Raw genomic sequence first — 23,488 nt, 5'->3', positions numbered from 1 at the left:
CAGGTCTTGCAAAAACCAAGCCGGCAAATGGTCCGCTTCCTGTCGGCAAGGACGGCCCGGATGTTTCAGACGACCGTGACTTCGATGACGCGCGGCAGCCCCGTTGCCCGGGCGTGCCTGAGCGCCTGTGGCAAGGCGTCGATATCGGCCAGCCTTTCGGCACCAATGCCATAGGCTTCGGCAAGCTTGCAGAAATCCGGCGGCGCCGGCGACACGCCGACAGGTTCCACGCCGACATCGAGCATCGAGGTCTCGATCTCGCGATAGCCTCTGTTGTTCCAGACCACGAAGATGACGGGCGCTCCAGAATCGAGCGCCGCCGCTATCTCCGGCAAGGTGAACTGGAAGCCCCCGTCGCCGGTCAGGCAGACAACCGGCGCATCGGGCACGGCAAGTGCCGCACCAATCGCCGCCGGCGGACCGTAGCCAAGCGCGCCAAAGCCGGTCGCGGCATTGAACCAGCCGCCGGGCCGGTCGTGGTCGTAATAGAGGTTGGCGGCGTAAATCGGCTGGGTCGAGTCGCCAACGATGATGGCACCGGGCAAAGCGTCGCGGATCATTTCCACGGCACGCACCTGCGCCGCATAGGCCGGACTCAACTCGGCAAAAGCGGCCTTTCGCGCCGCCGCGGCGCGGCCATGGCCATCTTCGCCAGCGCTGTGGGCGGGATCGATCGCCGCAAGCAGCGCCTCGATCGCCTCGGCGCAATCGGCCTGGATGGCGACCGTCACCGGACGCCGCGCAAGCTGGTCGGCGCCGATGTCGATACGGATCAGGTTCGAAGGCAGTACGAAGCCGCCGTCGCCATAGCCGTCATAGTCGGTCGGGCCGAATTCGGTACCGGCGGCGATCACCAGATCGGCCCCGGCCATCAGCGCGCGAACCGCCTTGAGGCTTGGGCTTGCCGGCACGCAAAGCGGATGGCCATGCATGAGACCGCGCGCGTTGGTGGTCTCGACAACCGGCGCGCCCAGCCTTTCGGCAAGGCGCCGCAGCGCCGCATCGGCTTTCTTGGCGCCGCCGCCTGCAAGGATGAGCGGGCGGCGTGCGGTGGCGATGAGTTCGGCAGCCCTGGCAATGGCGGCACGCTCTGGCGCCGGCGGCCCGGCATTGCTCAAGGCTGCCGAGAATCCGTCCGCCGGCTTGACCATGATATCGGTCGGGATCTCTATATGCACAGGGCCGGGCCGAGACGAGGAAAACAGGGCGAAAGCCCGCGCCAGCGCACCGGGCAATTCGCTGGCCCCGGTCACGCGTAGCGACAACAGCGCTACCTTCTCCATCATGCCGCGCTGATCGGGCAATTCGTGCAGGAAGCCGAGCCCCCTGCCGAGCGTGTCGGTGGCGTTGACCCCGGAGATCACCAGCATCGGCACCGAATCGGCGCGCGCCTGGCCCATGGCGGTGATGGTGTTGGTCAGCCCCGGCCCGGTGATGACGAAGGCGACGCCCGGCCTGCCGCCGGCGCGCGCATAGCCGTCGGCCATGAAGCCGGCGCCCTGTTCGTGGCGCGGCGTGATGTGGCGAATCTTCGAGCGCGCAAGACCGCGATAGAGTTCGACCGTGTGGACGCCGGGAATGCCGAACACGGTGTCGACGCCATGCGCCTCGAGCAGCGAAATGAGCGCTTCGCCCACAGTGGTCATTGGTTTTCTCCCCTATCTCTTTGTTTCTACGCAATTCCCAAGGGGAAGCGCTGCGCGCTTTTCCCGGGAAACCCGCTTCTCACTTTTCCAGGAATTGCTCCAGCGGCGCGAGGCCGAGCTCGGTCTCCACGGCCTTGATTCCTATGGCCGCCAATTCACCGGGCGAAAACATCTCGCCGGCCAGGCAGCCTTCGATCCAGAGCCCGTCGATGATCGCGTTGATCGCGATGGCATGGTGGCGCAACTGGGTTGCGTCCGGCTTGTGCTGTTCTGCGGCGAGCACGTCGGCCACAACTGCTTCCACCTCGTTGCGAAAGCCAAGGTAGCCTTCGCGGTGGGCACGGGCCAGGGCGGGATCCGCACTGGCGCGGCCGATGAAGGTTGCCCAGAGCGAAAACACCCGCGCGTCGATGATCGGCGCATTGAGATTGGCGGTGATGAAAGCCGCAAGACGCTGGCGCGGCGAGGCATCATCCATGACCAATGCCGCCTTCGCCTGCTCGGTCATGCGGTCGACCAGCGCCGTATAGGCTTCCTGCAACAATTCTTCCTTGCCCGGGAAATAATGCCGGATCAGCCCGGCGGTGACGCCGGCACGCAATGCGATGGTGCGCAGGCTGGCGCCTTGAAGGCCATATTCCGCCACGCTGTCCAGAGTCGCCTCGATCAGATCCTGCCGCCGCCGCTCCTCGCCCTCGCGACGGAACTTACGGCGCCCATTCATTGGCGCAGGATCGGTCGCGTCAGGCATGTCGGCCCGCCTTCGCAGGCGATGCAGAGCGCGTCCGCCTCGAAGATTTCAACCGTGCATCCGGCGGCTTCCATGGCGGCCTTGGTCCTGGGAAAGCCCGCGACGGCAATGACCTTGAGCGGGCTGGTCGGCAGTACGTTGAGGCTGAGGCCGTTGGAAGCCGCGAACTCCTCGGCGTCGCCTTCGACCAGCCGGATGCCGCGTGCCTTCAGCGTCTGATAGAAAGGGGCCGGTAAAAGCGGCGAATAGACCAGCGCCAGGTCGTCGGCCAGCGGGCTGATAACCGACATCAGATGCAGGCACGCCTCTTCGCCCTGCCACAGCGGCAGATCAAAGCCGTAGACGGAAATCCCCAGCGGCGACAGCAGGTTGGAAACCTGCTGGATGCCTTCCTGGTTGGAACGGACACCGCGCCCGATCGCCAGCGTGCGGGCATCCACCCATACACAGTCGCCACCTTCGACCTGGCCAGGAGCCTCGACGCGACCAAGGATCGGAATGCCCAGCCTTCTGTAGGTTTCTTCATGCAGCGAAGGCTCCCTGGCGCGCAGCGGCTTGCCCATGGACAGGATCAGCGCACCGCGGTCGGTCATCAGCGAAGGGTCGTGCGTGAACACCGAATCCGAAAGTCCGTCGGCCTTGTCCTCGATCCATTCGATCTCGGCGCCGGAAGCCGCCACCAGTTCAGCCAGGGCTGCGTGCTGCGAGGCCGCTTTCGCCGCGTTGAATCCCGGACCATAGTGCCAGGCAGCCCGGTCGGCGTCGCGCATGGCGTTGGCCGCCGACCGCATCAGCACGCGCCGTAGCGGCGCCGCCATGGACTGAGATCCGAAAGCGCTCATCGATGCCCTTTTTAAGCTGAAAAAAACCGAGAAAATTTCATGAGAGGTTATTTATACACTTGCACAACAAGGCCGCAAGTGCCGTAATGAGCGGGATTGACGGGCTCGCTCTGTTGGGTCCATGCTTGAGGTCTGGAGCGAGGCAGTACAGCGTATGTTGATTAGCCGGATAGACGTTCGACGAACCGCCGGCGGCGATATGGAGGTCATTTGGTGAGCGCTGTGGCAGCTGCCAAAGTCCCATCCGGCGAGGCGCAGGACGGCGCCGCAGAAGCCATCCATGTCGAGAACCTGCACAAGAAATTCGGTCAACTGCATGTGCTGAAGGGCGTATCGCTGTCGGCGCGCGACGGCGAGGTCATCGCCATCATCGGCGGCTCGGGCTCAGGCAAATCGACGCTGCTGCGCTGCATCAACTGCCTGGAAAACCCGACCAGCGGCATCATCCGGGTCAATGGCGAGGAGATCAAGCTCAAGGCGGACAGCCATGGCCATACCATTCCGGCCGACCGCAGGCAGATCGAACGCATCCGCTCCAAGCTCGGCATGGTGTTCCAGAACTTCAACCTGTGGAGCCATATGACGCTGATCGAAAACGTCATCGAGGTTCCCGTTCATGTGCTGGGCGTCAAGCGCGACCAGGCTGTCGCCCAGGCCGAAAAGCTGCTGGTGCGCGTCGGTCTGGCCGAGAAGCGCGACGTCTATCCGGCCTATCTCTCCGGCGGCCAGCAGCAGCGCGCCGCGATCGCTCGCGCCTTGGCCATCAATCCGCGCGTCATGCTGTTCGACGAACCGACCTCGGCGCTCGATCCCGAACTGGTCGGCGAAGTGCTGAAGGTGATTGGCGATCTGGCGCGTGAAGGCCGCACCATGGTGCTGGTCACCCACGAAATGAAATTCGCCCGCGAGGTCGCGACCCACGTCGTCTACCTCTACAACGGGTTGGTCGAGGAGGAAGGCCCGCCGGAGCAGATCTTCGGCGCGCCCAAGTCCGAAAGGCTAAAGCAGTTCATCCGCAACATCGGCTAGGGACAGGCCGGGACGGAAGAAAACCGGGAACCAACAACAAACTGGGAGTTCTGAAATGAAGACTGTTCTGAAGACATTCGCCACAGCGCTGCTGCTCGGCGTCGCCGCCATGGGCGTGGCCAAGGCCGATCCGGTCAAGATCGGCGTCGCCGCCGAACCCTACGCGCCCTTCACCTCGCCAGATGCTTCGGGCAAATGGGTCGGCTGGGAGATCGACTTCATCGACGCCGTCTGCGCCGAAGAGAAGCTCGACTGCGTCATCACCCCTGTCGCCTGGGACGGCATCATCCCGGCACTGACTACCAAGAAGATCGACCTCATTGTCTCGTCGATGTCGATCACCGACGAACGCAAGAAGACCATCGACTTCTCCGACAAGTACTATAACACCCCGACCGCGATCATCGGCCCCAAGGACCAGAAGTTCGGCGCCACGCCCGACGATCTCAAGGGCAAGGTCCTCGGCGTCCAGGTGTCGACGGTGCATGCCGTCTACGCCAAGAAGCATTTCGGCCCCACCGCATCCGAGATCAAGGAATACCAGACGCAGGACGAAGCCAACAACGACCTCGCCGCGGGCCGCCTCGACGCGGTGCAGGCCGATTCCATCGCGCTCAAGGAGTTCCTCAAGACCGACCAGGGCAAGGCCTGCTGCGATCTCAAGGGCATGGTGGCCCCTGACGACGAGGTGCTCGGACCGGGCGTCGGCGCCGGCGTGCGCAAGGAAGACACCGCCCTGAAAGAGAAGATCAACGCCGGCATCAAGGCGATCCGCGCCAACGGCAAATATGACGAGATCTCGAAGAAATACTTCGATTTCGACATTTACGGCGGCGCCACGCAGTCGAACTGACGACCCTCGTATCGGCTGGGGGACAGGGCGCTGACGCCCTCGTCCTCCAGCCGGCCTGTCCACGCATGCTTGCCGCCGGCTGCTGGTGCCGGCGGATAGAACCAGCAATCCGGGGGCGAAGCTGATCGAATCCTTTCTTCCGGCCTCCGCGGCCGGCATCGTCGAACTGCTCTCGCCGGCTCCCGTCGGCTGGGGCGGGACGCTCTTGCTCGGGCTCCTGCATTCGCTAGAGATCGCCGTCGGCGCGACCATCGTCGGCCTGCTGATTGGAACCTGCGGTGCCTATGGCAAGCTTTACGGCGGACCCGTGGTGCGCGACCTGTTCGCGGTCTACACCACCGTGGTGCGCGCCGTGCCGGAACTGGTGCTGATCCTGCTGCTCTACTATGCCGGCACCGACCTGATAAACCAGGTGCTGACGGCGATGGGTTACCAGCGTGTCGACATCAGCGGGCTGGTGGCCGGCATCGCCGTGCTCGGCTTCGTCCAGGGCGCCTATTCGACGGAAGTCATCCGCGGCGCGATCCTCGCCATCCCGCAGGGCCAGATCGAAGCCGCCCGCGCCTTCGGCATGTCTCCCGGCCTTCTGTTGCGGCGCATCACGCTGCCGGCGATGCTGCCTTTCGCCATTCCGGGCCTCGCCAATCTGTGGTTGATCGCCACCAAGGACACCGCGCTGCTGGCTGTCGTCGGCTTCTTCGAACTGACGCTGGCGACACGACAGGCGGCGGGTGTCACCAAGGCCTATCTGGTTTTCTTCCTCGCCGCCGGCGTGCTCTATCTCTGCGTGACGCTGGTTTCGAACCTCCTGCTTGGCCGCGCGGAGAAATGGGCGCGGCGCGGCATGCCTTCGATCAAGGAGGCACGTTGATGACCAGCGAAACGGTCATCATCGACACGGCGGCGCGCGCATCGCTCTGGCTGCAGCCGCATCGCATCGTGCTGATCCTGATCGCGCTGGGGCTGGTGGCGTCGGCCGCCTTCTTCATGCGCTGGGACTGGCTGCCGCAATATTGGGAAATGGGCCTGATGGGCATCTGGCGTGCCCTGTGGATCCTGGCCGTCACCTGTACGCTCGGCTTCATGATCGCCGTGCCCGTCGGGCTGGCGCAGGCGGCCGGCTCGATCTGGGTCGCGGCACCTGCGAAAGTCTTCTGCACCATCATCCGCGGCACGCCGCTGCTTCTGCAGCTATGGCTGCTCTATTACGGGCTGGGCTCGCTTTTCCCGCAATATCCATGGATCCGCGAATCCTGGATGTGGCCCTATCTCAGGCAGGCCTGGCCGTACGGCGTGCTGGCGCTGACCTTGTCCTTCGCCGGCTACGAGGGCGAAGTGATGCGCGGCGCCTTTGCCGGCGTGCCCAAGGGGCAGCTGGAAGCCGCCCGCGCCTTCGGCATGAGCCGATGGAAGATCTTCCGCCGCATCTGGCTGCCGCAAGCCTTCTACCGGGCGCTGCCGACGCTGACCGGCGAGACCGTGCTGCAGCTGAAATCGACACCGCTGGTGGCAACCATCAGCGTGATCGACATCTTCGCCGTCTCGTCCAAGGTGCGGCAGGACACCTATCTCACCTACGAGCCCTTGCTGCTCCTGGCGTTGATCTATATGGCGATCACCGGCATTCTGGTCTTCGCCTTCAGCCGGATCGAGGCACGAATCCCGGTCAAGATCGGTTAGGTTCAAGTGAGTGGTGGTAGGGATTGGTAAGTAGGAAGTGGCTGCCGCGCACTCCACAACTCACCACTCAACAACCCCTACTCACTACTCACTAAGGGCAATCGCCATGCAACTCAGTCTCGACCAGGCAAAAGGGCTGTGCCGGATGGCGGCACTTGGCGCCGGCGCCAACGAGGAAGCAGCGCAATCGCTCACCGCCTCGATCATCGCGGCCGAGGCAGAGGGACTTGCAGCCGTCGGGCTCACACATTTCATCGACTACCTCGAAGCGCTCGAGGCCGGACGCATCGACGGCAATGCCGATCCTGTGATCACCCGGCCGGCGCTGGCCGTCTATCTCTCGGACGCACGCGGCGGGCTGGCGCATACCGGCTTCGACCGCACCATCGACGACCTCGCCAAGGCGGCAAGACTGTTCGGCGTCGCCATCTTCTCGCAGAAGAACGCCTACACCTGCGGGGCGCTCGGCTACTTCACCGGCCGGCTGGCCGCGCAGGGGCTGGTGTCCTTCGCCGCAACCAATGGTCCGGCCGTCCTGGCCGGCTCAGGCTCGGTCAAGCCGGTCTTTTGCACCAACCCGATGTCTTTCGCCGCCCCCGCCGCCGACGGCGCGCCGCTGGTCATCGACCAGTCGTCGAGCGCCACCGCCTTTGTCAACATCCGCAAGGCCGCCGAGGACGGCAAGAAGATCCCCGAAGGCTGGGCGCTGGACGCCAGCGGCAACCCGACCACCGATCCGGCGGCGGCCATGAAGGGCGCCATGCTCGCCTTCGGCGGCCAGCGCGGCGCCAACATCGCGCTGATGGTCGAAGTGCTGGCGGCCGGCCTGTCGGGCGCCAACTGGTCACTCGACGCGCCATGGTTCAGCGGCGGCCCGGACAGCCCCGGGACCGGCCTGTTCGTGCTTGCCGTCGAGCCCAAGCTGCTCGACCCGGGTTTCGAGCAGCGCATGAAAGACCAGCTTGACCGGCTGCGGCGGCGCTTCGGCGTTCATGTGCCAGGCCGCGCCCGCGTCGAAGCGGCCGAAAAGGCGCAGGCGCGCGGCATCACCGCGCCCAAGGCAGTGATCCAGCGCATCTCCGAATTCGCCGAACGCTACTCGGCCTGATTTCTTCTCCTTTCTTTGCAGACGATTACTTGGCCGCCCCGCCTGACGCGCGGTTGTGCGCGTTTTTTTTCGCGCGCGTCCTGAACCTTTTTGAGCGCCCGGGCGACCAACGTTTGTCCAGGGCAAGATGAGCTTGCCCGATCCAGACCGGGGAACAGCAAAATCAAAATCGAAAGTCTGCTTCGCGTGAAAGGCATCGCCCTTCGCGTCCCGGAAACCCAACCTCAAATCAAAGGAAATCATCATGACCAACACCAAGACCACCATGCTGACCGCCGTCCTCCTGCTCGGTTCCTTCATGGGCGCCACGCAGGCTGCCAATTTGAAGGCCGCACCGGTCAAGCCGGCCAACCCGGGCGTCATTACCGCGCCGGGTGGCGGCGCCACCGAGGACCACTACTGCAAGAACGGCCATGCGAAATTCGCCAACTGCAGCGCCGATTTCGTCGCCGCATGCAAGAAGGTTGGTGGCACCATGTCGGATGTTCAGGGCTGGGGTGGGCGTACTTGCTTTACGCCCTCCTGATACCGTCTCAGGTCAGGCCGCTCGTCGGCCCCTGACACCTCGTGGATGTCATCCGGGAAACCCCGCTTCGGCGGGGTTTCCTGCTTCTGTCGCTCGCAGGGCCAAGACATGATCGATGCGCTTGTCGCAGGAATACCGGGCCTTGCTTTTTCTTGGAATCGCGCAAAAAACAGGGATGACGCGACGACGCGTCACCCTTTGCCTTTGGCGCAAAACGGACTATGAAACGGCTCAGCCAAGCCATCTGGAACGCGCGCCGGAGCCCGCCATGACCGAAATCCTGCAGACCCCAAAGCTCGTCGTCGTCTTTGGCGGGTCAGGCTTTGTCGGCCGTCATGTCGTGCGGGCGCTAGCCAAGCGCGGCTATCGCATCAGGGTCGCCTGCCGGCGGCCCGACCTTGCCGGCCATTTGCAGCCGCTCGGCAATGTCGGCCAGATCCAGCCGGTGCAGGCCAATGTGCGCGTGCGCTGGTCGGTCGACCGCGCCGTGCAAGGTGCCGACCATGTCGTCAATCTCGTCGCCATCCTGCATGAGAGCGGCCGGCAGAAATTCTCCGCCGTGCACGAATTCGGTGCTCGCGCCGTCGCCGAGGCGGCGCGCTCCGTCGGCGCCGGGCTCACCCATATTTCGGCGCTCGGCGCCGATCCGGATTCCGAATCGGATTATGCACGTACCAAGGCGCTCGGTGAAAAGGCCGTGCTGGAGACGATCGCCGATGCCGTGATCTTGCGGCCGTCGATCAATTTCGGGCCGGAGGACAGCTTCTTCAACCGGTTCGCGAATATGGCGCGTTATTCGCCGGTGCTGCCGCTGATCGGCGGCGGCCAGACCAAGTTCCAGCCGGTCTATGTCGGTGACGTGGCGGAGGCTGTCGCGCGTTCGGTCGACGGCAAGATCGATGGCGGCCGGGTTTACGAGCTCGGCGGCCCCAACGTGCTAACCTTCAAGGAGTGCATGCAGGAACTGCTCACGGTGATCGAGCGCAAGCGCCTGCTGGTGCCGGTGCCGTGGTGGATGGCAAACATCCAGGCCTCGATCCTCGGCCTGTTGCCCAATCCGCTGCTGACCAAGGACCAGGTGATGCAGTTGCGCGAGCACAACATCGTTTCGGACGAAGCCGCCAAGGCCAACCGGACACTGGCGGGACTCGGCATCCAGCCGCAATCGATCGCGACCATCCTGCCGAGCTACCTCTGGCGCTTCCGCGCCGCCGGCCAGTTCCAGCAGCGTAAGCCCGCGGTATAAGAAGCGTCGGCCCTCAGCGAGGGCGAGGCGTGACCCGCATCGGCAGACCGCCTTGCGGCTGCGTGGTCAATTTCTGCACCGGCCAGGGTTTTGTTTCAGCGGTCGCGTCGAAGCGGAAGCGTGACAAGAGGATGGCGAGCGCGATGATCGCCTCCTGCATGGCGAAGCTGGCGCCGATGCAGACGCGCGGGCCGGCGCCGAAGGGCAGATATTGGAAGCGGTCGATCTTTTCACGGTTTCCCGGATGGAAGCGTTCGGGCAGGAAGGCGTCGGGCCGGTCCCACAGCTTCCTGTGGCGGTGAACGACCCATGGCATCACCAGCACGGCGGCGTGCTTGGGGATATAAAGATCCTTCCACATTTCCGGAACGATCGGCTCGCGATTGATCGATGGCGCCGGCGGGTAGAGCCGAAGCGCCTCGTCGAAAGCGGCGCGTGTCAGCGGCATGGCGTCGAGCCACTTCGCCGGATCGGGCTCGCGCGCCAGCACCCGGTCGATCTCCTGTTCGACCGGGTCGCGCTCCCAGGGCGATTCGGCCAGGCAATAGAGCGTCCAGCCGAGCGCGCGCGCCGTGGTCTCGTGGCCGGCGCCGATGAAGGTGATGATGTTGTCCTCGACTTCCGGGCGCGTCAGTCCGTCGGGGCCTTCGGCCTTGAGCAGCAGCGTCAGGAAATCCTGCGGCACGGCATCGGGGTCGCGCCTGAACTTCTCTTCGCGCATCTTGACCGTGTCGGTCACGATCTTGCGGAAATAGGCCATGGTCTTGCGGCCGCGGATACGGGTCAGCCGCGGCAGCCAGTCGGGTGCCCGCAGCAGGTCGAGCGGATCCACGCGGCCCATGGTTTCGAACAGGCGGTCGATCTCGTTGGCGAAACTGCCGGGCTCGCCCGCGATCTCGCCGGAAAACAGCGTCTCGGCCAGGATGTCATAGGTGAGCAGCGTCATGTCATGGGCGATATCGGACGTGCCGCCGGCCTCGTAACGGGTGACAAACTCCAGCGTCCGTTTCAGCATCGGCTGGGCGAAGCCGAAAATGTGGCGTGGCGTGAACACCGGCGCCATTGCCTTGCGCGACCGCTTCCACACCTCGCCCTCGGCCGTCAGCAGGCCGTCGCGCAGGATCGGCCTCAGTATCTTCTGGCGCACCGTCGCCATCTTGTAGTTCTTGGCGTTGTCGACCAGCACATGGCGGATCAGGCCCGGATCATTGGCGATGACCAGCGGCCCACCAGCGCCCTTGGCAGAAATCCAGGGTTCGTTGTAGGTCGGCTCGCCCCAGAGTTCGAGCGGGTTGCGATAGACGATGCGGATCATTTCCAGCGTCGAAGGCGGCGAAGTGCGCGGCTTCGGGGCGGGAGGAACGAATGGGGCGGGCTGCGTGTCCATGAAGTGCTCCGCTGTTCCTATCAATGTAGTGGCTGGCACCTCCGGCGTCCATGTGACCGAACGGCAAACCGGACCGATGACGGCGGGAACGCCAGGGCGGACAGTCTGTTCATCCGATCGTGACCATTCCGTCACGGGTCCAACCTTGCCCGTTGGAACGCTCTGCCGTAGTGGCAGTCACCGACGGATACCCCCCGACAAAGGAGCCTGCCTTGAAGCACCAGTTGAACATCATCATCGGGAGCACGCGGCCCGGCCGCGCTGGCCCGGTTTTCGCCGAATGGCTGGAGACGTTCGTGCGCGAATACGGAAAATTCGAGCCAGTGCTGACCGACATAGCCGCGTTCAACCTGCCGGTCCTGGATGAACCACATCATCCAAGGCTCGGCAATTATCAGAACGACCACACCAAGGCCTGGTCGAAGGCGATGGATGCCGCTGACGCCTTCGTGTTCGTGGCGCCGGAATACAATTACTTCGCCGCACCCGCGATCATCAACGCGATCGACTATCTCGCCCGCGAATGGAAATACAAGCCCGCTGCGATCTTCAGCTATGGCGGTGTCTCCGGCGGCCTGCGCGCGGCGCAGGCGCTGAAGCCGCTGCTGACCTCGGTCGGGATCATGCCTATCCCGGAAGGTGTCGCGCTGCCGCTGTACCAGAAACTGCTCGACGAGAACGGCGCCTTCGATGCCAGCGAGCAAGTGCGGGGCGGGACCAGGACCATGCTGGACGAACTGTTGCGCTGGAGCGAGGCGTTGAAACCGATGCGCGCCGCCTGAGAGAGCCGCCTCAGCGCGGCTTGCTTGCGCCATAAAGAGGTGGAATGGTCGGCAAACGACTGAGCCGGGGGCGGTTCGACTGCGTTTGCTGTTGCCATGCTGCTGATGCTTGCGACCACCGCTATCGCGGCGGCCGAGCGGCACGTGGCCATTGGTCATGGCCAATGACGACTACCGGCTGGTCCGGCCAATTGCCAACCCCGCCCAAGGCGGCGAAGCGATGGAAGCGGCGCTGAGGAAACTTGGTTTCGCTGGAGCTCGACCAGACGGGCCGGCTGGCGCCCAGGGACAAATCCACGGTCAAATATTTGCGCGGCCTCCTGGCTAAATTCAACGCCCGAAAAAAATAGCCGGCTGCCGGCTCGGCATTCGCGCCGGAAATGCCTGCAAACCTTGGAAAAACCGCCTTTAGCGCCTATATCTACCCCATACCAGAAGCGCGATTCGGGGCCGATTTTTCGCGCTGTAAAAGCGGCATCTAGACAACAGGTTTTCATGAGCGACCAGACCGAGAACACAAACGGCGCTGAAGCCGAATACGGCGCCGATTCCATCAAGGTTTTGAAGGGGTTGGACGCCGTCCGCAAGCGGCCGGGCATGTATATCGGCGATACCGATGACGGCTCGGGCCTGCATCACATGGTCTACGAAGTGGTCGACAACGCCATCGACGAGGCGCTGGCCGGCCATGCCGACCTGGTTTCGGTGACGCTCAATCCCGACGGTTCGGTGACGGTTATCGACAATGGCCGTGGCATTCCAACCGACATTCACCCCAGCGAAGGCATTTCGGCGGCCGAAGTGATCATGACGCAGCTGCATGCCGGCGGAAAGTTCGACCAGAACTCCTATAAGGTGTCTGGCGGTCTGCATGGCGTCGGCGTCTCGGTGGTCAACGCGCTGTCGGCCTGGCTGAAGCTCAAGATCCGCCGCAACGGCCAGGTCTTCGAGATGAGCTTTACCCACGGCAATGCCGATGCGCCGCTGAAGGCGATCGGCAGCTACGAGCAGGACAAGCGCCCAGGCACCAATGAGGGCCGCAGCGGCACCGAGGTCACCTTCTTTCCGTCGTCCGAGACCTTTACCATGGTCGAATTCGATTTCGGCACGCTGGAGCACCGGCTGCGCGAACTCGCCTTCCTGAACTCCGGCGTGCGCATCGTTCTGACAGACGCACGTCATGCCGACGTCGTGAAGCACGAACTGCACTATGATGGCGGCCTGGAAGAGTTCGTTAAATATCTCGACCGGGTCAAGAAACCGCTGATCGGGAAGCCCATCTCCATCAGGGCCGAGCGTGACGGCATCACTGTGGAAGTGGCGATGTGGTGGAACGACAGTTACCACGAGAATGTGCTAGCCTTCACCAACAACATCCCGCAGCGCGATGGCGGCACCCATCTGGCCGGTTTTCGCGGCGCACTGACCCGCCAGATCACCGGCTATGGCGAATCTTCGGGGCTGACCAAGAAGGAAAAGGTCTCGCTGATCGGCGACGATTGCCGCGAGGGCCTGACGGCGGTGCTGTCGGTTAAGGTTCCCGATCCGAAATTCTCGTCGCAGACCAAGGACAAGCTGGTCTCGTCGGAGGTTCGTCCCGTGGTCGAGGGACTGGTCAACGAAGCGCTCGGCACGTGGCTCGAAGAGCATCCGACCGAGGGCAAGGTGGTCGTCGACAAGGTGATCCAGGCCGCGGCGGCGCGTGAAGCGGCGCGCAAGGCTCGTGACATCACCCGCAAGACCTCGCTCGGCGTCACCTCGCTGCCCGGCAAGCTGGCCGATTGCCAGGAACGCGACCCGGCGAAGTCCGAAATCTTCATCGTCGAGGGTGACTCGGCCGGCGGCTCCGCCAAGGGCGGCCGTTCGCGCCAAAACCAGGCAATCCTTCCCCTGCGCGGCAAGATCCTCAATGTCGAGCGGGCCCGCTTCGACCGCATGCTCTCGTCCGACATGATCGGCACGCTGATCACCGCGCTCGGCACCTCGATCGGCAAGGACGAATTCAACGCCGACAAGCTGCGCTACCACAAGATCATCCTGATGACCGACGCGGACGTCGACGGCGCCCATATCAGGACCTTGCTGCTCACTTTCTTCTTCCGGCAGATGCCGGAGCTGATCGAGCGCGGCCACCTCTACATCGCCCAGCCGCCGCTCTATAAGGTGACGCGCGGCAAGAGCTCGCAATACATCAAGAATGAGAGCGCCTTCGAAGAATTCCTGATCGATTCGGGGTTGGAGGAAGCGTCCCTTACGCTCGGCTCAGGGGAAGTGCGGACCGGACAGGATCTGCACGGCGCCGTCGCCGATGCGCTTGCCGTGCGCCAGCTCATCAACGGTTTGCACACGCGCTATAACCGCGACGTCGTCGAGCAGGCTGCGATCGCCGGCGGGCTCAATCCCGAAATCTTCGCCGATCTTGGCCGCGCCAACGCGATGGCGGAGCGGATCGCGCAACGCCTTGACATCATTGCCGAGGACACCGAGCGCGGCTGGACCGGCCGCATGTCGACCTCGAACGAGGGCATCGGCGGCTATGTCTTCGAACGCACCGTGCGCAGCGTCAAGGAATACGCCCATCTCGACATGGCGTTGATCAATTCCGCCGACGCACGCCAGCTCGATCGCTACGCGCAGCGCCTCAGCGAAGTCTACGGGGCGCCGCCGGTGCTGCGCCGCAAGGAGGTGTCCGAAACAGTCTCGGGACCGCTGGCGCTGCTCAACGCGGTCTTTGCGACCGGCCGCAAGGGGCTGACCATGCAGCGCTACAAGGGTCTCGGCGAAATGAATGCCGAGCAGCTCTGGGAAACCACGCTTGACCCGAACGTGCGTTCGCTGCTGCAGGTCAAGGTCAACGATGCGACCGATGCCGACAGCCTGTTCTCGCGGCTGATGGGTGACGAGGTGGAGCCTCGGCGCGAGTTCATCCAGGACAACGCACTGTCGGTCGCCAACCTGGATATTTGAGGTTTCGCACAGCCTTTTTGACAGATTGGCATAGCTCGTGCCCGCGCCAATAATGAGGATGCGCCGGAACAGAAGGCCTTCGAAGACATTGTGACAGTGTCCATCACAATTTCTTGCAGGAGGCTTTTCATGGGACGCGGCATTCTACTCTGGTTGCTCGGCATTCCGATTCCGATCATCATCCTCATCATGCTGTTCGTACGGTAGGGGGCGTCGATGCAGTCCACCCTATCGGCTGTCGACGTATCCGCTTCCACGGAATCGTCCTCCACCGCCGTCAGCTGGGGACCGATCATCGCCGGCGCTTTCGCGGCCTCGACGTTGACGTTCATCCTCATGCTGCTCGGCTCAGGCCTTGGGCTCAGCATGGTTTCACCATGGTCGGGCTCTGGCGCGTCAATCACCACCTTCGCGGTTTCCACCGCCGTCTGGCTGGTGATCGTGCAGTGGCTGTCCGCCGGTGTAGGCGGCTACCTTGCGGGCCGGTTGCGGACCAAATGGGTCGGCATCCACACCGACGAAGTCTATTTCCGTGACACTGCGCACGGCTTTCTCGCCTGGGCGCTGGCCACCTTGCTGGTCGCCGGCGTGCTTGGCTCGGCACTTTCCGCCGCGATTGGTTCAGGTGTGCAGGCCGCGTCCACCGTGGCCTCGGGAGCCGCCATGGGTGCGTCGGCCGGCGCCTCGGCGAATGCCAGCGGTGCATCGACCGACAATGCGACCTCCTATCTGGTGGATTCGCTGTTCCGCCCTGCCGATCCGGCCAAGCTCGCCACCGCCAATCCTGCCGACGAAGCCGCCGCGGCCGGGCAGGCCTCGCGGATCCTGATTGCCGGCGCCGTCGCCGGCGAGGTTTCGGCGGAAGACAAGACCTATCTTGCGCAATTGGTCGCCGCGCGCACCGGCCTTTCCGAGGCTGATGCCAAGACGCGTGTCGACACGGTGCTGGCGAAGGCGCAGGACGCAAAGGTCAAGGCGAAGCAGGCGGCCGACACGGCAAGGAAAGCAAGCGCCACTTTCGCGCTTCTCGGCGCCTTGTCGCTGGTCATCGGCGCCTTCATCGCCAGTGCGGCCGCAGCGCTCGGCGGCAGGCAGCGCGATGAAGAGGAAGCGGTGTTCCTGACCAACGGCTGAAGGCAGCATCACGCCAAAATTACAGAGCCCGGCATCGACCGGGCTCTTTCTATTCGACGATCAAGACCGACCGGTCAGTGATCCATCGCCTTGACGATTTCCTCGGTCATCTTCTTGGCGTCGCCGAGCAGCATCATGGTGCCGTCCTTGTAGAACAGCGTGTTGTCGATGCCGGCATAGCCGGACCCGAGCGAGCGCTTGACGAACAGGCAGGTGCGGGCCTTGTCGACGTCGAGGATCGGCATGCCGTAGATGGGCGACGACTTGTCGTCGCGCGCGGACGGGTTGGTGACGTCGTTGGCGCCGATGACGTAGGCGACGTCGGCCTGGGCAAACTCCGAGTTGATGTCCTCGAGCTCGAATACTTCGTCGTACGGCACGTTGGCTTCGGCGAGCAGCACATTCATGTGGCCGGGCATGCGGCCGGCGACGGGGTGGATGGCATATTTGACGTCGACGCCGTTGGCCTTGAGCTTGTCGGCCATTTCACGCAGCGCATGCTGCGCCTGGGCGACCGCCATGCCGTAACCCGGCACGATGATGACCTTCTGCGCGTTCATCATGAGGTAGGCGGCATCGTCGGCCGAACCCTGCTTGACGGTGCGCTCGATGCCGTCATCGGCCGCAGCGGCGGTCTCGCCGCCGAAGCCGCCGAGGATGACCGAGATGAAGCTTCGGTTCATGCCCTTGCACATGATGTAGGACAGGATCGCGCCCGACGAGCCGACCAGCGCGCCGGTGATGATCAGCGCCAGATTGCCGAGCGTGAAGCCAAGGGCGGCGGCCGCCCAGCCGGAATAGGAATTCAGCATCGATACGACCACCGGCATGTCGGCGCCACCGATCGGGATGATCAGGAGCACGCCGAGCACCAGCGAGGCGGCAACGATCAGCCAGAACACCAGTTTCGATTCCGTGGTGACCAGCAGCACGATCAGCACGATCAGGGCCACGCCAAGGGCAGCGTTGATGACGTGACGGCCGCCAATCATGATCGGCTTGCCCGACATGCGGCCGTCGAGCTTCAGGAAGGCAATGACTGAGCCGGTGAAGGTGATGGCACCGATGGCGACGCCAAGGCTCATCTCGACCAGCGCCTGGGCATGGATGTCGCCATCCGTGCCGATGCCGAAGCTTTCCGGCGCATAGATGGCCGCGGCCGCCACCATGACGGCGGCAAGGCCGACGAGCGAGTGGAAGGCGGCGACCAGTTGCGGCATCGAGGTCATGGCGATGCGGCGCGCGGTGACGGCGCCGACGCCACCGCCAATGGCGAGGCCAAGCACGATCAGGCCGAAGCGACCGGCGGACGGGGTTGCCAGCGCCAGCGTGGTGGCAATGGCGATGCCCATGCCGATCATGCCGTAGAGATTGCCCTGCCGGCTGGTGGTCGGATGCGAGAGGCCGCGCAACGCCATGATGAACAGGACGCCGGATACCAGATAGAGGAAGGAGGCGAGATTGACGGTCACGTCACTTGTCCTTCTTCTTGTACATGGCCAGCATGCGCTGGGTGACGAGAAAGCCGCCGAAGATGTTGACCGAGACCAGCATCAGCGCGACGAAACCGAAGCCGGCGGCGACGCCGGAGGCCGCGATGCCGACGGCGAGCAGCGCACCGACGACGATGACGGACGAGATGGCGTTGGTGACGGCCATCAGCGGCGTGTGCAGTGCCGGGGTCACCGACCAGACGACGTAATAGCCGACGAAGATCGCCAGGATGAAGATGGCGAAACGGAAGACGAAGGGATCGATGGCCCCGCCCGAGAGCGCATGCGCGGCATCACCGGCCGCGTCGGCACCGCCTGGGGCATTGGCCAGGTTCTGCACCGCGAGCCGAACGGCAGCGCTTGCCTGGTCGAGCTGATCCAGGGCTTTCTGCAAGGTCTGGTCCATCACGCGGTCCCTTTCGGCTTCGGCGAGGGTGACTTGGATGCGGCGGCCTTCCCGGGCGCGGCCTTCCTGGGCGCGGCCGTGGCATCGGCGACCATGGTCGTGGCCGGGATCGCGGCCGGCTCGACATAAGGCTGCTGGTCGGCCTTGGCGAAGGCCGGATGAACGACCTTGCCGCCGTCGGTCAGCATGGTTGCCTTGACCAGATCGTCGTCGCGATTGATGGCAAGCGTCTTGGTCGTCTTGTCGACGAGCGTCTCGACGAAGGCGAACAGGTTCCTGGCATAAAGCAGCGAGGCGGATGCCGCGATGCGACCTGGCACGTTGAGATGACCGACGATCTTCACATTGTTGACCGTGGTGACGATCTTGCCGGCCTCGGCGCCCTCGACATTGCCGCCACGCTCGACGGCGAGGTCGATGATCACCGAGCCCGGCTTCATCGAGGCGACCATCGCCGCCGACACCAGCTTCGGCGCAGGCCGGCCGGGGATCAGCGCCGTGGTGATGACGATGTCCTGCTTGGCGATGTGTTCGGCGGTCAGCGCCGCCTGCTTGGCCTGGTACTCCTTCGACATTTCCTTGGCGTAGCCGCCGGCCGTCTCGGCGGCCTTGAACTCCTCGTCCTCGACTGCGAGGAACTTCGCGCCGAGCGAGGCGACTTGTTCCTTGGCGGCGGGCCGAACGTCGGTGGCGGTGACGACGGCACCGAGACGGCGCGCGGTGGCGATCGCCTGCAGGCCGGCAACGCCGACGCCCATGATGAAGACCTTGGCCGCCGGCACCGTGCCAGCCGCCGTCATCATCATCGGCAGCGCCCGGTCGTATTCGGCGGCTCCGTCGATCACCGCCTGGTAGCCGGCAAGATTCGCCTGGCTGGACAGGACGTCCATCGATTGCGCGCGGGTGATGCGCGGCATGAACTCCATCGAGAAGGCGGTGACGCCGGCTTTGGCCAAGGCCGCGACAGCCGCATCGTTGCCGTAGGGATCCATGATGGCGATCACCGCGGCGCCGGATTTGTAAATCTTCAGCTCGGCATCCGTTGGCCGGCGAACCTTCAGCACGACATCGGCATTGGCGACATCCGAGGCCTTGCCGATGACAGCACCCGTCTTGGCAAACTCTTCGTCGGAGATACGCGAGCGGGTGCCGGCTCCGGCTTCGACGATCACGTCGAAACCCAGGGCCGTCAGCCGCTTCACCGTATCGGGCGAAGCCGCGACACGCGGCTCGTTCGCGTCGAGCTCACGAGGGATGAAAACCGTCTGTCCCACCGCATGATCCTTTCGGCCGGAACCTGTCTGCGCGAAGTGTCGACCGGGATATCCGGCGACGTCAACCGCAAGAGCGTTTTGGAAGGTCTATCGCAGAATGAAGGCGCCGACTGCCAGAATAAGCACGAACAGGATCAGCGCAGAGAAGAAGCCGCCCGCGAAGAAGCCGAAAGCCATCGCCAGGAGAAGCGCGCCGCAGAAGAGCGAGCCATATTTGGCCAGCGCCAGGAAGCCCGCGTAGGTGCGGTCATGCTCGGCATAGTCCATCTTCGCGCCCAGTTCTACAGGACCGCTCGGCGTGTGCTCAGCCATAGGAATACCCCTTCGAAGACATCTTTCAGGCACATACCGAAAAGCTGGGCGCAGGGCAATGGCGCTATTGCCGCATCGCAGCCGACAACTCCCTAAAGGGAAAATTGAAACTGGCGGCCGATGCCCGCGGGGATGGCTTTTGCGCGAGCCCTGCCCAGCGTCTCAGCCAGCAAGGTGAGGAAAAAGCCCGAGCAGCCCAACGACAATCAGATAGAGCGCGACGATGTAGTTCAGGAGCCGCGGCATGATCAGGATCAGCACGCCGGCGATCAGCGAGATAAGCGGTGTGAGCGCGAGCGAGTGGATGGTCATGACCGTATTCCTTCCCACGAACAATGCGACAGGAGCCCGGGGCGAAATGCCCGTTGGGCAGGATCGCGGCGATCCTCGATGGCGATGCCGCTACCTATAACGGCGAAGCCGCGGGAAGGTTCAGATGCAAGGACGACGCCCGTTCAGGCAGCATCGCGGTAGTATTTCGCCGTCGGCACTATGGACAGCGGCGTCAGCCGGTTGATGGCCGGATTGGCGAACATCATCCGCTGTTCCACGGCTGTCGACTTAAAGAACGGAAACCGTTCGAGTGTCTGGCGCAAGTTTTCGCCGCACGGGATTTCGAACAGAGCGATCGGCGCGAGGACTCCCGGGAACACCTTGCCCTCTGTCCTCTGAACGGCATGAAAGATACGAGCATAGTAAGCGGAGTGCTCGATCTTGACCGGCGTTAGCACTGCGGTAAGCCCAAAGTAAGAAGCGGCCACCATGCCAAGCCTGAGCGTCAGAAAAGGCAGAACTCCGGGCGCGGGCGCACTGTCGGCATCGGTTGCGAAACGAGTCCCGTCGATGAACGTCTCTCCGCGGGCAAGCCGCTCGGCCAATATTTCGGGATAGGCATCAACGGACGGCGAATGAGGGTGCTCTCTGGAAATGTAGTGAAGCCGTAACGTGCTGACCAGCTGTCCATCGAAATAGACGCCGAACCGATAGGAATTCGGCAGATTGTCCCAGCGATCCTCGAACATCCCGCTGGCGATCGGGCCGCACATGCCCGATTGCAGGTAGGATTGATAGCGAAGGCGGTAGATCGCCTCCAGATCCTCGCCTCCAGTGATGAGACGGTAGTCGACATGCTCAAGCAATTGCATGATCGACTGGTTCAGCGCCGACCCAGCATTGGAGCTGGCGCCAGCCCGCGCATCGTTTCTCGCAGCATCCATTCTCAAGTCCTCGTATCCGCCGTGAACAGGCTATTCGAGTTGAAATGAGACACAAGCCGAAAATTGGATCCCACTGGTTTACCACTTGTTAACCTTAACAGCTGGAGATCCTTGGCTGCCGGAGTGGTTGCTAAAGGGCGGCTTGGACGTTCTAGTCCAAGCCTTCATTCTTATGAAGGGCGGGCTGCAGACTCGGGCGCGAAAAGCACTGGAGCGTTCCGCTTCGAAAGATGCGTCGATCCGATCAAAGCTTTCGCTTCTTTAAATTCGGCCAAAGCTACTGCACGCATTGCTTGGGTTTTTTCGCGATCAACCGAATATTGTGGTTCGTACTTGCCGCACGATCCAAGCAACGCGTATTATCAACTCGGCGAGGACGAAAGCTAGCCGACTGTGCGCTTGGCGGCGAGACGCAGATCCGCAGCAAACGGCCAGGTGACGTTCGACATCGTCTCGATGCCCGACGCGCTGAGCGCCGCTCCGAACAGAAAGCCCTGGACAAGATCCGGCTTCACCGAATGCATGAGGACCTTAAGCTGCTCGAATGTTTCCACGCCTTCGATGGTGACGGTGAGCCCCAGGACACGGGTCAGGTCGACGACGCCCTTCAACAGCTCGAGCGAGCGCGGATTGTGGGTGACGTCCATCACGAACGACCGGTCGATCTTGATCTTGTCGAGCGGAAGCTTGTGGAGATAGCTCAGGCTTGAATAGCCGGTGCCGAAATCGTCGAGGGCGATGCGGACGCCAAGCTGCTTCAGTTCCTCGATATACTGGCGGGTCAGGGATTTGTCGTCGAGCAGCGCGGTTTCCGTGACTTCGATCTCCAGGCGGCTAGCATCGAGGCCGGAGTTAGCCAACGCATCGCGCACCTTTTGGATGACGTCGCGGCTGCGGAAATCCCTCGCCGAGAGATTGACCGAGACGCTGGTCTGGTCAGGCCATTTGGCGCATTCGGTGCAAGCTGCATGCAGCACAAAGGTGCTGATCTCGGAAATGATGCCCATCTCCTCGGCCAGCGGAATGAAGATGCCGGGCGAAATCGGTCCGAGATCGGGATGGTCCCAACGGCAGAGCGCCTCGCAGCTGGCGATGCGCATGGTGTTCATCGCCACGATGGGCTGGTAGACGACCCGCAGTTCCCTGCCTTCCACGGCACTGCGCAGATCCGCCTTCATCAGCTGGCGATTGCGGAATGCGGCATCCATTGCCGCCTCGAACAGCCGCCACCCGTTCTTGCCGAGTTCCTTGGCCTTGTAGAGCGCCAGGTCCGCCTTGACGATCATGGCGTCGACATCGGTTCCACCGACCTTGGACAGTACCGCGCCGGCGCTGGCCTGGATCCGCAACCCGTGGCCCGCCACGTCGACCTCTCCCTGCAGCTCGGCGAAAATCTGGTCGAGCAGGCTCTCCAGATGGCTCTCGTCATCGATGCGGTCGAAGAACAGCATGAACTCGTCGCCACCGAAGCGGCTGACGGCAAGGCCTTGCCCGGCGATGGCCGCCAGCCGGTCGGCCACGGCGTAGATCAGCCCGTCGCCGACAGGATGGCCGAGCGTGTCGTTGACGCTCTTGAAATCGTCGAGGTCGATCACGGCGAGGCCGCACAGGCGATCGCGGTCGCCGGAGGCCATCAACTCGCCGACCAGTTCATGGAAATAGGCGCGGTTGGGGAGGCCGGTGAGATTGTCGTAGCGCGCCATGAAGCGGATCTTTTCCTCCGCTTCGACGCGCGCTGTGACATCCTCGAAGGTGATCACGCCGAGTTCCTGGCTGCCTTCGCGCGCGGAGAATTCGTAATGCTGGCCGTTGGCGAGCGAAACAAGAACCTTGCGGTCCCTGCCCTCGCGCAGCGCGCGCGTCAACTGCGCCTCGACGTATCGGCAGTCCTTCGGCGCCAGCATGCCGCCGGCGACGCCGCGCATCAGAAGGCCGTGGATGGAGCGCCCGAGCAGCGCGTCGGCCGATTTCAGCGACATCAGATGGGCGGCCTCGGCATTGGCGACCGCGACGCGCCCATCAGGGCCGAGCATGACCAGGCCGTGCGACATGGTGTTGAGCGCGCGGTCGAACTTGCGCGTTATGCTTTTCGCCTGCTTGTGGCCGATGACCGCCGAAAACAGCACATTGCGAACATGGTCGGCGCTGTTGATGGTAATGAACGTCATCGGGAAGATCATCAGACCGAGGACGACGGACGGGGCATCCAAACGCAGCAGGAGCGCTAGCGCCGCTGGACCGATAAAGGTTACCGAAAAAATCCGCACCATGCGCGGAGACCCGTAATTACGGGCGACAACCGTGACCAGGGTCGCCAGGGTCAGCGACATTGCCGCCAGTTCGGCGAATGGGTCGGGATACACATAGATCGACACGAAGCAAAGCGCACCCAATCCGAGGCCCTGCAAGCAGCCCTTGAGGATGTAACTGCGCTCCAATCGGTGTGCGTGTTCGACGTCGGCAATCACGCCGCCCGTCTTCAGGAAGCTGCGAATACCGAAATAACGCAGAAGGCTGATCGGCAGTAGAATAAAAGAAAAGGCCAGAAACAACGGATTTTGCGTGCGCAGATAAATCATGAATCCGAGGATCCAGTAGCACGCGCCACCGATCACCAACATGTGCGCGTTGTCGAACAACGACCGCACAAATTGGATATAGACATCCGCGGGGATGCTTTCGGTCTTTGTTTTGCCCATATGATCGGCCCAACGCTAAGCCTTGTCATGCCACAACCGCCTTAAGAAAGGCTTAGACAGAGGGGCTTAAGCTACGGCTTCGGCCGGCCCGCCTCGGCAAGAGGAGCCTTGCAGCAGGCTTCGGGCATGGGTGAGA

Annotated in this window: 21 protein-coding genes; 10 read left to right on the top strand and 11 right to left on the bottom strand. The window is 63.4% G+C overall.

All coding sequences use genetic code 11. From position 1 onward, the window contains the following. Positions 1-65 precede the first annotated feature (65 nt). From LB557_RS15785 to LB557_RS15775, 3 genes are all read right to left on the bottom strand, one after another. Entirely contained in the window at positions 66-1,646 is a 1,581-nt protein-coding gene (locus LB557_RS15785; protein WP_224641563.1) for a 5-guanidino-2-oxopentanoate decarboxylase, read from the bottom strand. Positions 1,647-1,725: 79 nt separating this feature from the next. Continuing rightward, a complete protein-coding gene (locus LB557_RS15780) occupies positions 1,726-2,397 on the bottom strand; it encodes a TetR family transcriptional regulator C-terminal domain-containing protein (RefSeq protein ID WP_140875719.1) in 672 nt (223 codons plus the stop codon). Continuing rightward, on the bottom strand, positions 2,367-3,239 hold the full coding sequence (locus tag LB557_RS15775) for a dimethylarginine dimethylaminohydrolase family protein (RefSeq protein ID WP_140875721.1): 873 nt from the start codon (positions 3,237-3,239) through the stop codon (positions 2,367-2,369). The genes LB557_RS15780 and LB557_RS15775 overlap by 31 nt, the downstream gene beginning before the upstream one ends. 213 nt (positions 3,240-3,452) lie before the next feature. On the opposite strand from LB557_RS15775, the gene LB557_RS15770 reads away from it, so the two are divergent. From LB557_RS15770 to LB557_RS15740, 7 genes are all read left to right on the top strand, one after another. Continuing rightward, the gene (locus LB557_RS15770; RefSeq protein ID WP_015314265.1) at positions 3,453-4,268 is read left to right on the top strand and encodes an ABC transporter ATP-binding protein; all 816 of its coding nucleotides are present in this window, start codon (positions 3,453-3,455) and stop codon (positions 4,266-4,268) included. Positions 4,269-4,323: 55 nt separating this feature from the next. Further along, on the top strand, positions 4,324-5,121 hold the full coding sequence (locus LB557_RS15765) for a transporter substrate-binding domain-containing protein (RefSeq protein ID WP_015314266.1): 798 nt from the start codon (positions 4,324-4,326) through the stop codon (positions 5,119-5,121). Positions 5,122-5,326: 205 nt separating this feature from the next. After that, positions 5,327-5,992 carry an ABC transporter permease gene (locus tag LB557_RS15760; protein ID WP_041163582.1) on the top strand — a complete coding sequence of 222 codons (666 nt, stop codon included), beginning with the start codon at positions 5,327-5,329 and terminating at the stop codon, positions 5,990-5,992. Beyond that, the gene (locus tag LB557_RS15755; protein ID WP_015314268.1) at positions 5,992-6,801 is read left to right on the top strand and encodes an ABC transporter permease; all 810 of its coding nucleotides are present in this window, start codon (positions 5,992-5,994) and stop codon (positions 6,799-6,801) included. The genes LB557_RS15760 and LB557_RS15755 overlap by 1 nt, the downstream gene beginning before the upstream one ends. Positions 6,802-6,907: 106 nt before the next feature. Beyond that, a complete protein-coding gene (locus LB557_RS15750) occupies positions 6,908-7,909 on the top strand; it encodes an Ldh family oxidoreductase (RefSeq protein ID WP_140821639.1) in 1,002 nt (333 codons plus the stop codon). Positions 7,910-8,153: 244 nt separating this feature from the next. Continuing rightward, a complete protein-coding gene (locus tag LB557_RS15745; RefSeq protein WP_015314270.1) occupies positions 8,154-8,435 on the top strand; it encodes a hypothetical protein in 282 nt (93 codons plus the stop codon). A 268-nt stretch (positions 8,436-8,703) separates the two neighbouring features. Further along, positions 8,704-9,681 carry a complex I NDUFA9 subunit family protein gene (locus LB557_RS15740; protein ID WP_140614997.1) on the top strand — a complete coding sequence of 326 codons (978 nt, stop codon included), beginning with the start codon at positions 8,704-8,706 and terminating at the stop codon, positions 9,679-9,681. Positions 9,682-9,694: 13 nt separating this feature from the next. Here LB557_RS15740 and LB557_RS15735 read toward each other — a convergent pair whose 3' ends face one another. Next, positions 9,695-11,068, bottom strand: coding sequence for a cytochrome P450 (locus tag LB557_RS15735; RefSeq protein WP_140614999.1), 1,374 nt, complete (start codon positions 11,066-11,068; stop codon positions 9,695-9,697). 212 nt (positions 11,069-11,280) lie between these two features. Here LB557_RS15735 and LB557_RS15730 point away from each other — a divergent pair, with 212 nt between their 5' ends. The 3 genes from LB557_RS15730 to LB557_RS15720 all read left to right on the top strand — a co-directional run bounded on the left by LB557_RS15730 (position 11,281) and on the right by LB557_RS15720 (position 15,951). Further along, complete coding sequence (locus LB557_RS15730; protein ID WP_140615001.1) at positions 11,281-11,850, top strand: NADPH-dependent FMN reductase; 570 nt, start codon at positions 11,281-11,283, stop codon at positions 11,848-11,850. A gap of 495 nt (positions 11,851-12,345) precedes the next feature. After that, on the top strand, positions 12,346-14,817 hold the full coding sequence (gene gyrB, locus LB557_RS15725) for a DNA topoisomerase (ATP-hydrolyzing) subunit B (protein WP_140615003.1): 2,472 nt from the start codon (positions 12,346-12,348) through the stop codon (positions 14,815-14,817). 216 nt (positions 14,818-15,033) lie between these two features. Beyond that, positions 15,034-15,951, top strand: coding sequence for a membrane protein (locus LB557_RS15720; RefSeq protein WP_015314275.1), 918 nt, complete (start codon positions 15,034-15,036; stop codon positions 15,949-15,951). 74 nt (positions 15,952-16,025) lie between these two features. Here LB557_RS15720 and LB557_RS15715 read toward each other — a convergent pair whose 3' ends face one another. The 7 genes from LB557_RS15715 to LB557_RS15685 all read right to left on the bottom strand — a co-directional run bounded on the left by LB557_RS15715 (position 16,026) and on the right by LB557_RS15685 (position 23,352). Beyond that, positions 16,026-17,423, bottom strand: coding sequence for an NAD(P)(+) transhydrogenase (Re/Si-specific) subunit beta (locus LB557_RS15715; RefSeq protein WP_015314276.1), 1,398 nt, complete (start codon positions 17,421-17,423; stop codon positions 16,026-16,028). 1 nt (position 17,424) lies between these two features. Then, complete coding sequence (locus LB557_RS15710) at positions 17,425-17,850, bottom strand: NAD(P) transhydrogenase subunit alpha (RefSeq protein ID WP_140660057.1); 426 nt, start codon at positions 17,848-17,850, stop codon at positions 17,425-17,427. Then, positions 17,850-19,124, bottom strand: a complete 1,275-nt coding sequence (locus LB557_RS15705) for a Re/Si-specific NAD(P)(+) transhydrogenase subunit alpha (protein ID WP_224641561.1) — start codon at positions 19,122-19,124, stop codon at positions 17,850-17,852. Before LB557_RS15705 ends, LB557_RS15710 begins: the two co-directional genes overlap by 1 nt. Positions 19,125-19,211: 87 nt before the next feature. Then, positions 19,212-19,436, bottom strand: coding sequence for an aa3-type cytochrome c oxidase subunit IV (locus tag LB557_RS15700; RefSeq protein ID WP_015314279.1), 225 nt, complete (start codon positions 19,434-19,436; stop codon positions 19,212-19,214). 162 nt (positions 19,437-19,598) lie between these two features. Continuing rightward, positions 19,599-19,748, bottom strand: coding sequence for a DUF3096 domain-containing protein (locus LB557_RS15695; protein WP_015314280.1), 150 nt, complete (start codon positions 19,746-19,748; stop codon positions 19,599-19,601). A 143-nt stretch (positions 19,749-19,891) separates the two neighbouring features. After that, entirely contained in the window at positions 19,892-20,653 is a 762-nt protein-coding gene (locus LB557_RS15690) for an N-acyl amino acid synthase FeeM domain-containing protein (protein ID WP_140615009.1), read from the bottom strand. 383 nt (positions 20,654-21,036) lie between these two features. Continuing rightward, the gene (locus LB557_RS15685; RefSeq protein WP_224641560.1) at positions 21,037-23,352 is read right to left on the bottom strand and encodes a putative bifunctional diguanylate cyclase/phosphodiesterase; all 2,316 of its coding nucleotides are present in this window, start codon (positions 23,350-23,352) and stop codon (positions 21,037-21,039) included. Between the last annotated feature and the right edge of the window lie 136 nt (positions 23,353-23,488).

The organism is Mesorhizobium sp. BR115XR7A (assembly GCF_020165315.1).
GTDB lineage: Bacteria > Pseudomonadota > Alphaproteobacteria > Rhizobiales > Rhizobiaceae > Mesorhizobium > Mesorhizobium australicum.
The sequence above is the reverse complement of the archived record's forward strand: the minus strand, read 5'-3'. Positions and strand labels throughout refer to the sequence as shown.

Bases quoted from the DNA above. Each gene is read 5' to 3' on its own strand.
- LB557_RS15785 (WP_224641563.1), bottom strand. From the start codon at position 1,646: ATGACCACTGTGGGCGAAGCGCTCATTTCGCTGCTCGAGGCGCATGGC.
- LB557_RS15780 (WP_140875719.1), bottom strand. From the start codon at position 2,397: ATGCCTGACGCGACCGATCCTGCGCCAATGAATGGGCGCCGTAAGTTC.
- LB557_RS15775 (WP_140875721.1), bottom strand. From the start codon at position 3,239: ATGAGCGCTTTCGGATCTCAGTCCATGGCGGCGCCGCTACGGCGCGTG.
- LB557_RS15765 (WP_015314266.1), top strand. From the start codon at position 4,324: ATGAAGACTGTTCTGAAGACATTCGCCACAGCGCTGCTGCTCGGCGTC.
- LB557_RS15755 (WP_015314268.1), top strand. From the start codon at position 5,992: ATGACCAGCGAAACGGTCATCATCGACACGGCGGCGCGCGCATCGCTC.
- LB557_RS15750 (WP_140821639.1), top strand. From the start codon at position 6,908: ATGCAACTCAGTCTCGACCAGGCAAAAGGGCTGTGCCGGATGGCGGCA.
- LB557_RS15745 (WP_015314270.1), top strand. From the start codon at position 8,154: ATGACCAACACCAAGACCACCATGCTGACCGCCGTCCTCCTGCTCGGT.
- LB557_RS15740 (WP_140614997.1), top strand. From the start codon at position 8,704: ATGACCGAAATCCTGCAGACCCCAAAGCTCGTCGTCGTCTTTGGCGGG.
- LB557_RS15735 (WP_140614999.1), bottom strand. From the start codon at position 11,068: ATGGACACGCAGCCCGCCCCATTCGTTCCTCCCGCCCCGAAGCCGCGC.
- gyrB (WP_140615003.1), top strand. From the start codon at position 12,346: ATGAGCGACCAGACCGAGAACACAAACGGCGCTGAAGCCGAATACGGC.
- LB557_RS15720 (WP_015314275.1), top strand. From the start codon at position 15,034: ATGCAGTCCACCCTATCGGCTGTCGACGTATCCGCTTCCACGGAATCG.
- LB557_RS15710 (WP_140660057.1), bottom strand. From the start codon at position 17,850: ATGGACCAGACCTTGCAGAAAGCCCTGGATCAGCTCGACCAGGCAAGC.
- LB557_RS15700 (WP_015314279.1), bottom strand. From the start codon at position 19,436: ATGGCTGAGCACACGCCGAGCGGTCCTGTAGAACTGGGCGCGAAGATG.
- LB557_RS15695 (WP_015314280.1), bottom strand. From the start codon at position 19,748: ATGACCATCCACTCGCTCGCGCTCACACCGCTTATCTCGCTGATCGCC.
- LB557_RS15690 (WP_140615009.1), bottom strand. From the start codon at position 20,653: ATGGATGCTGCGAGAAACGATGCGCGGGCTGGCGCCAGCTCCAATGCT.
- LB557_RS15685 (WP_224641560.1), bottom strand. From the start codon at position 23,352: ATGGGCAAAACAAAGACCGAAAGCATCCCCGCGGATGTCTATATCCAA.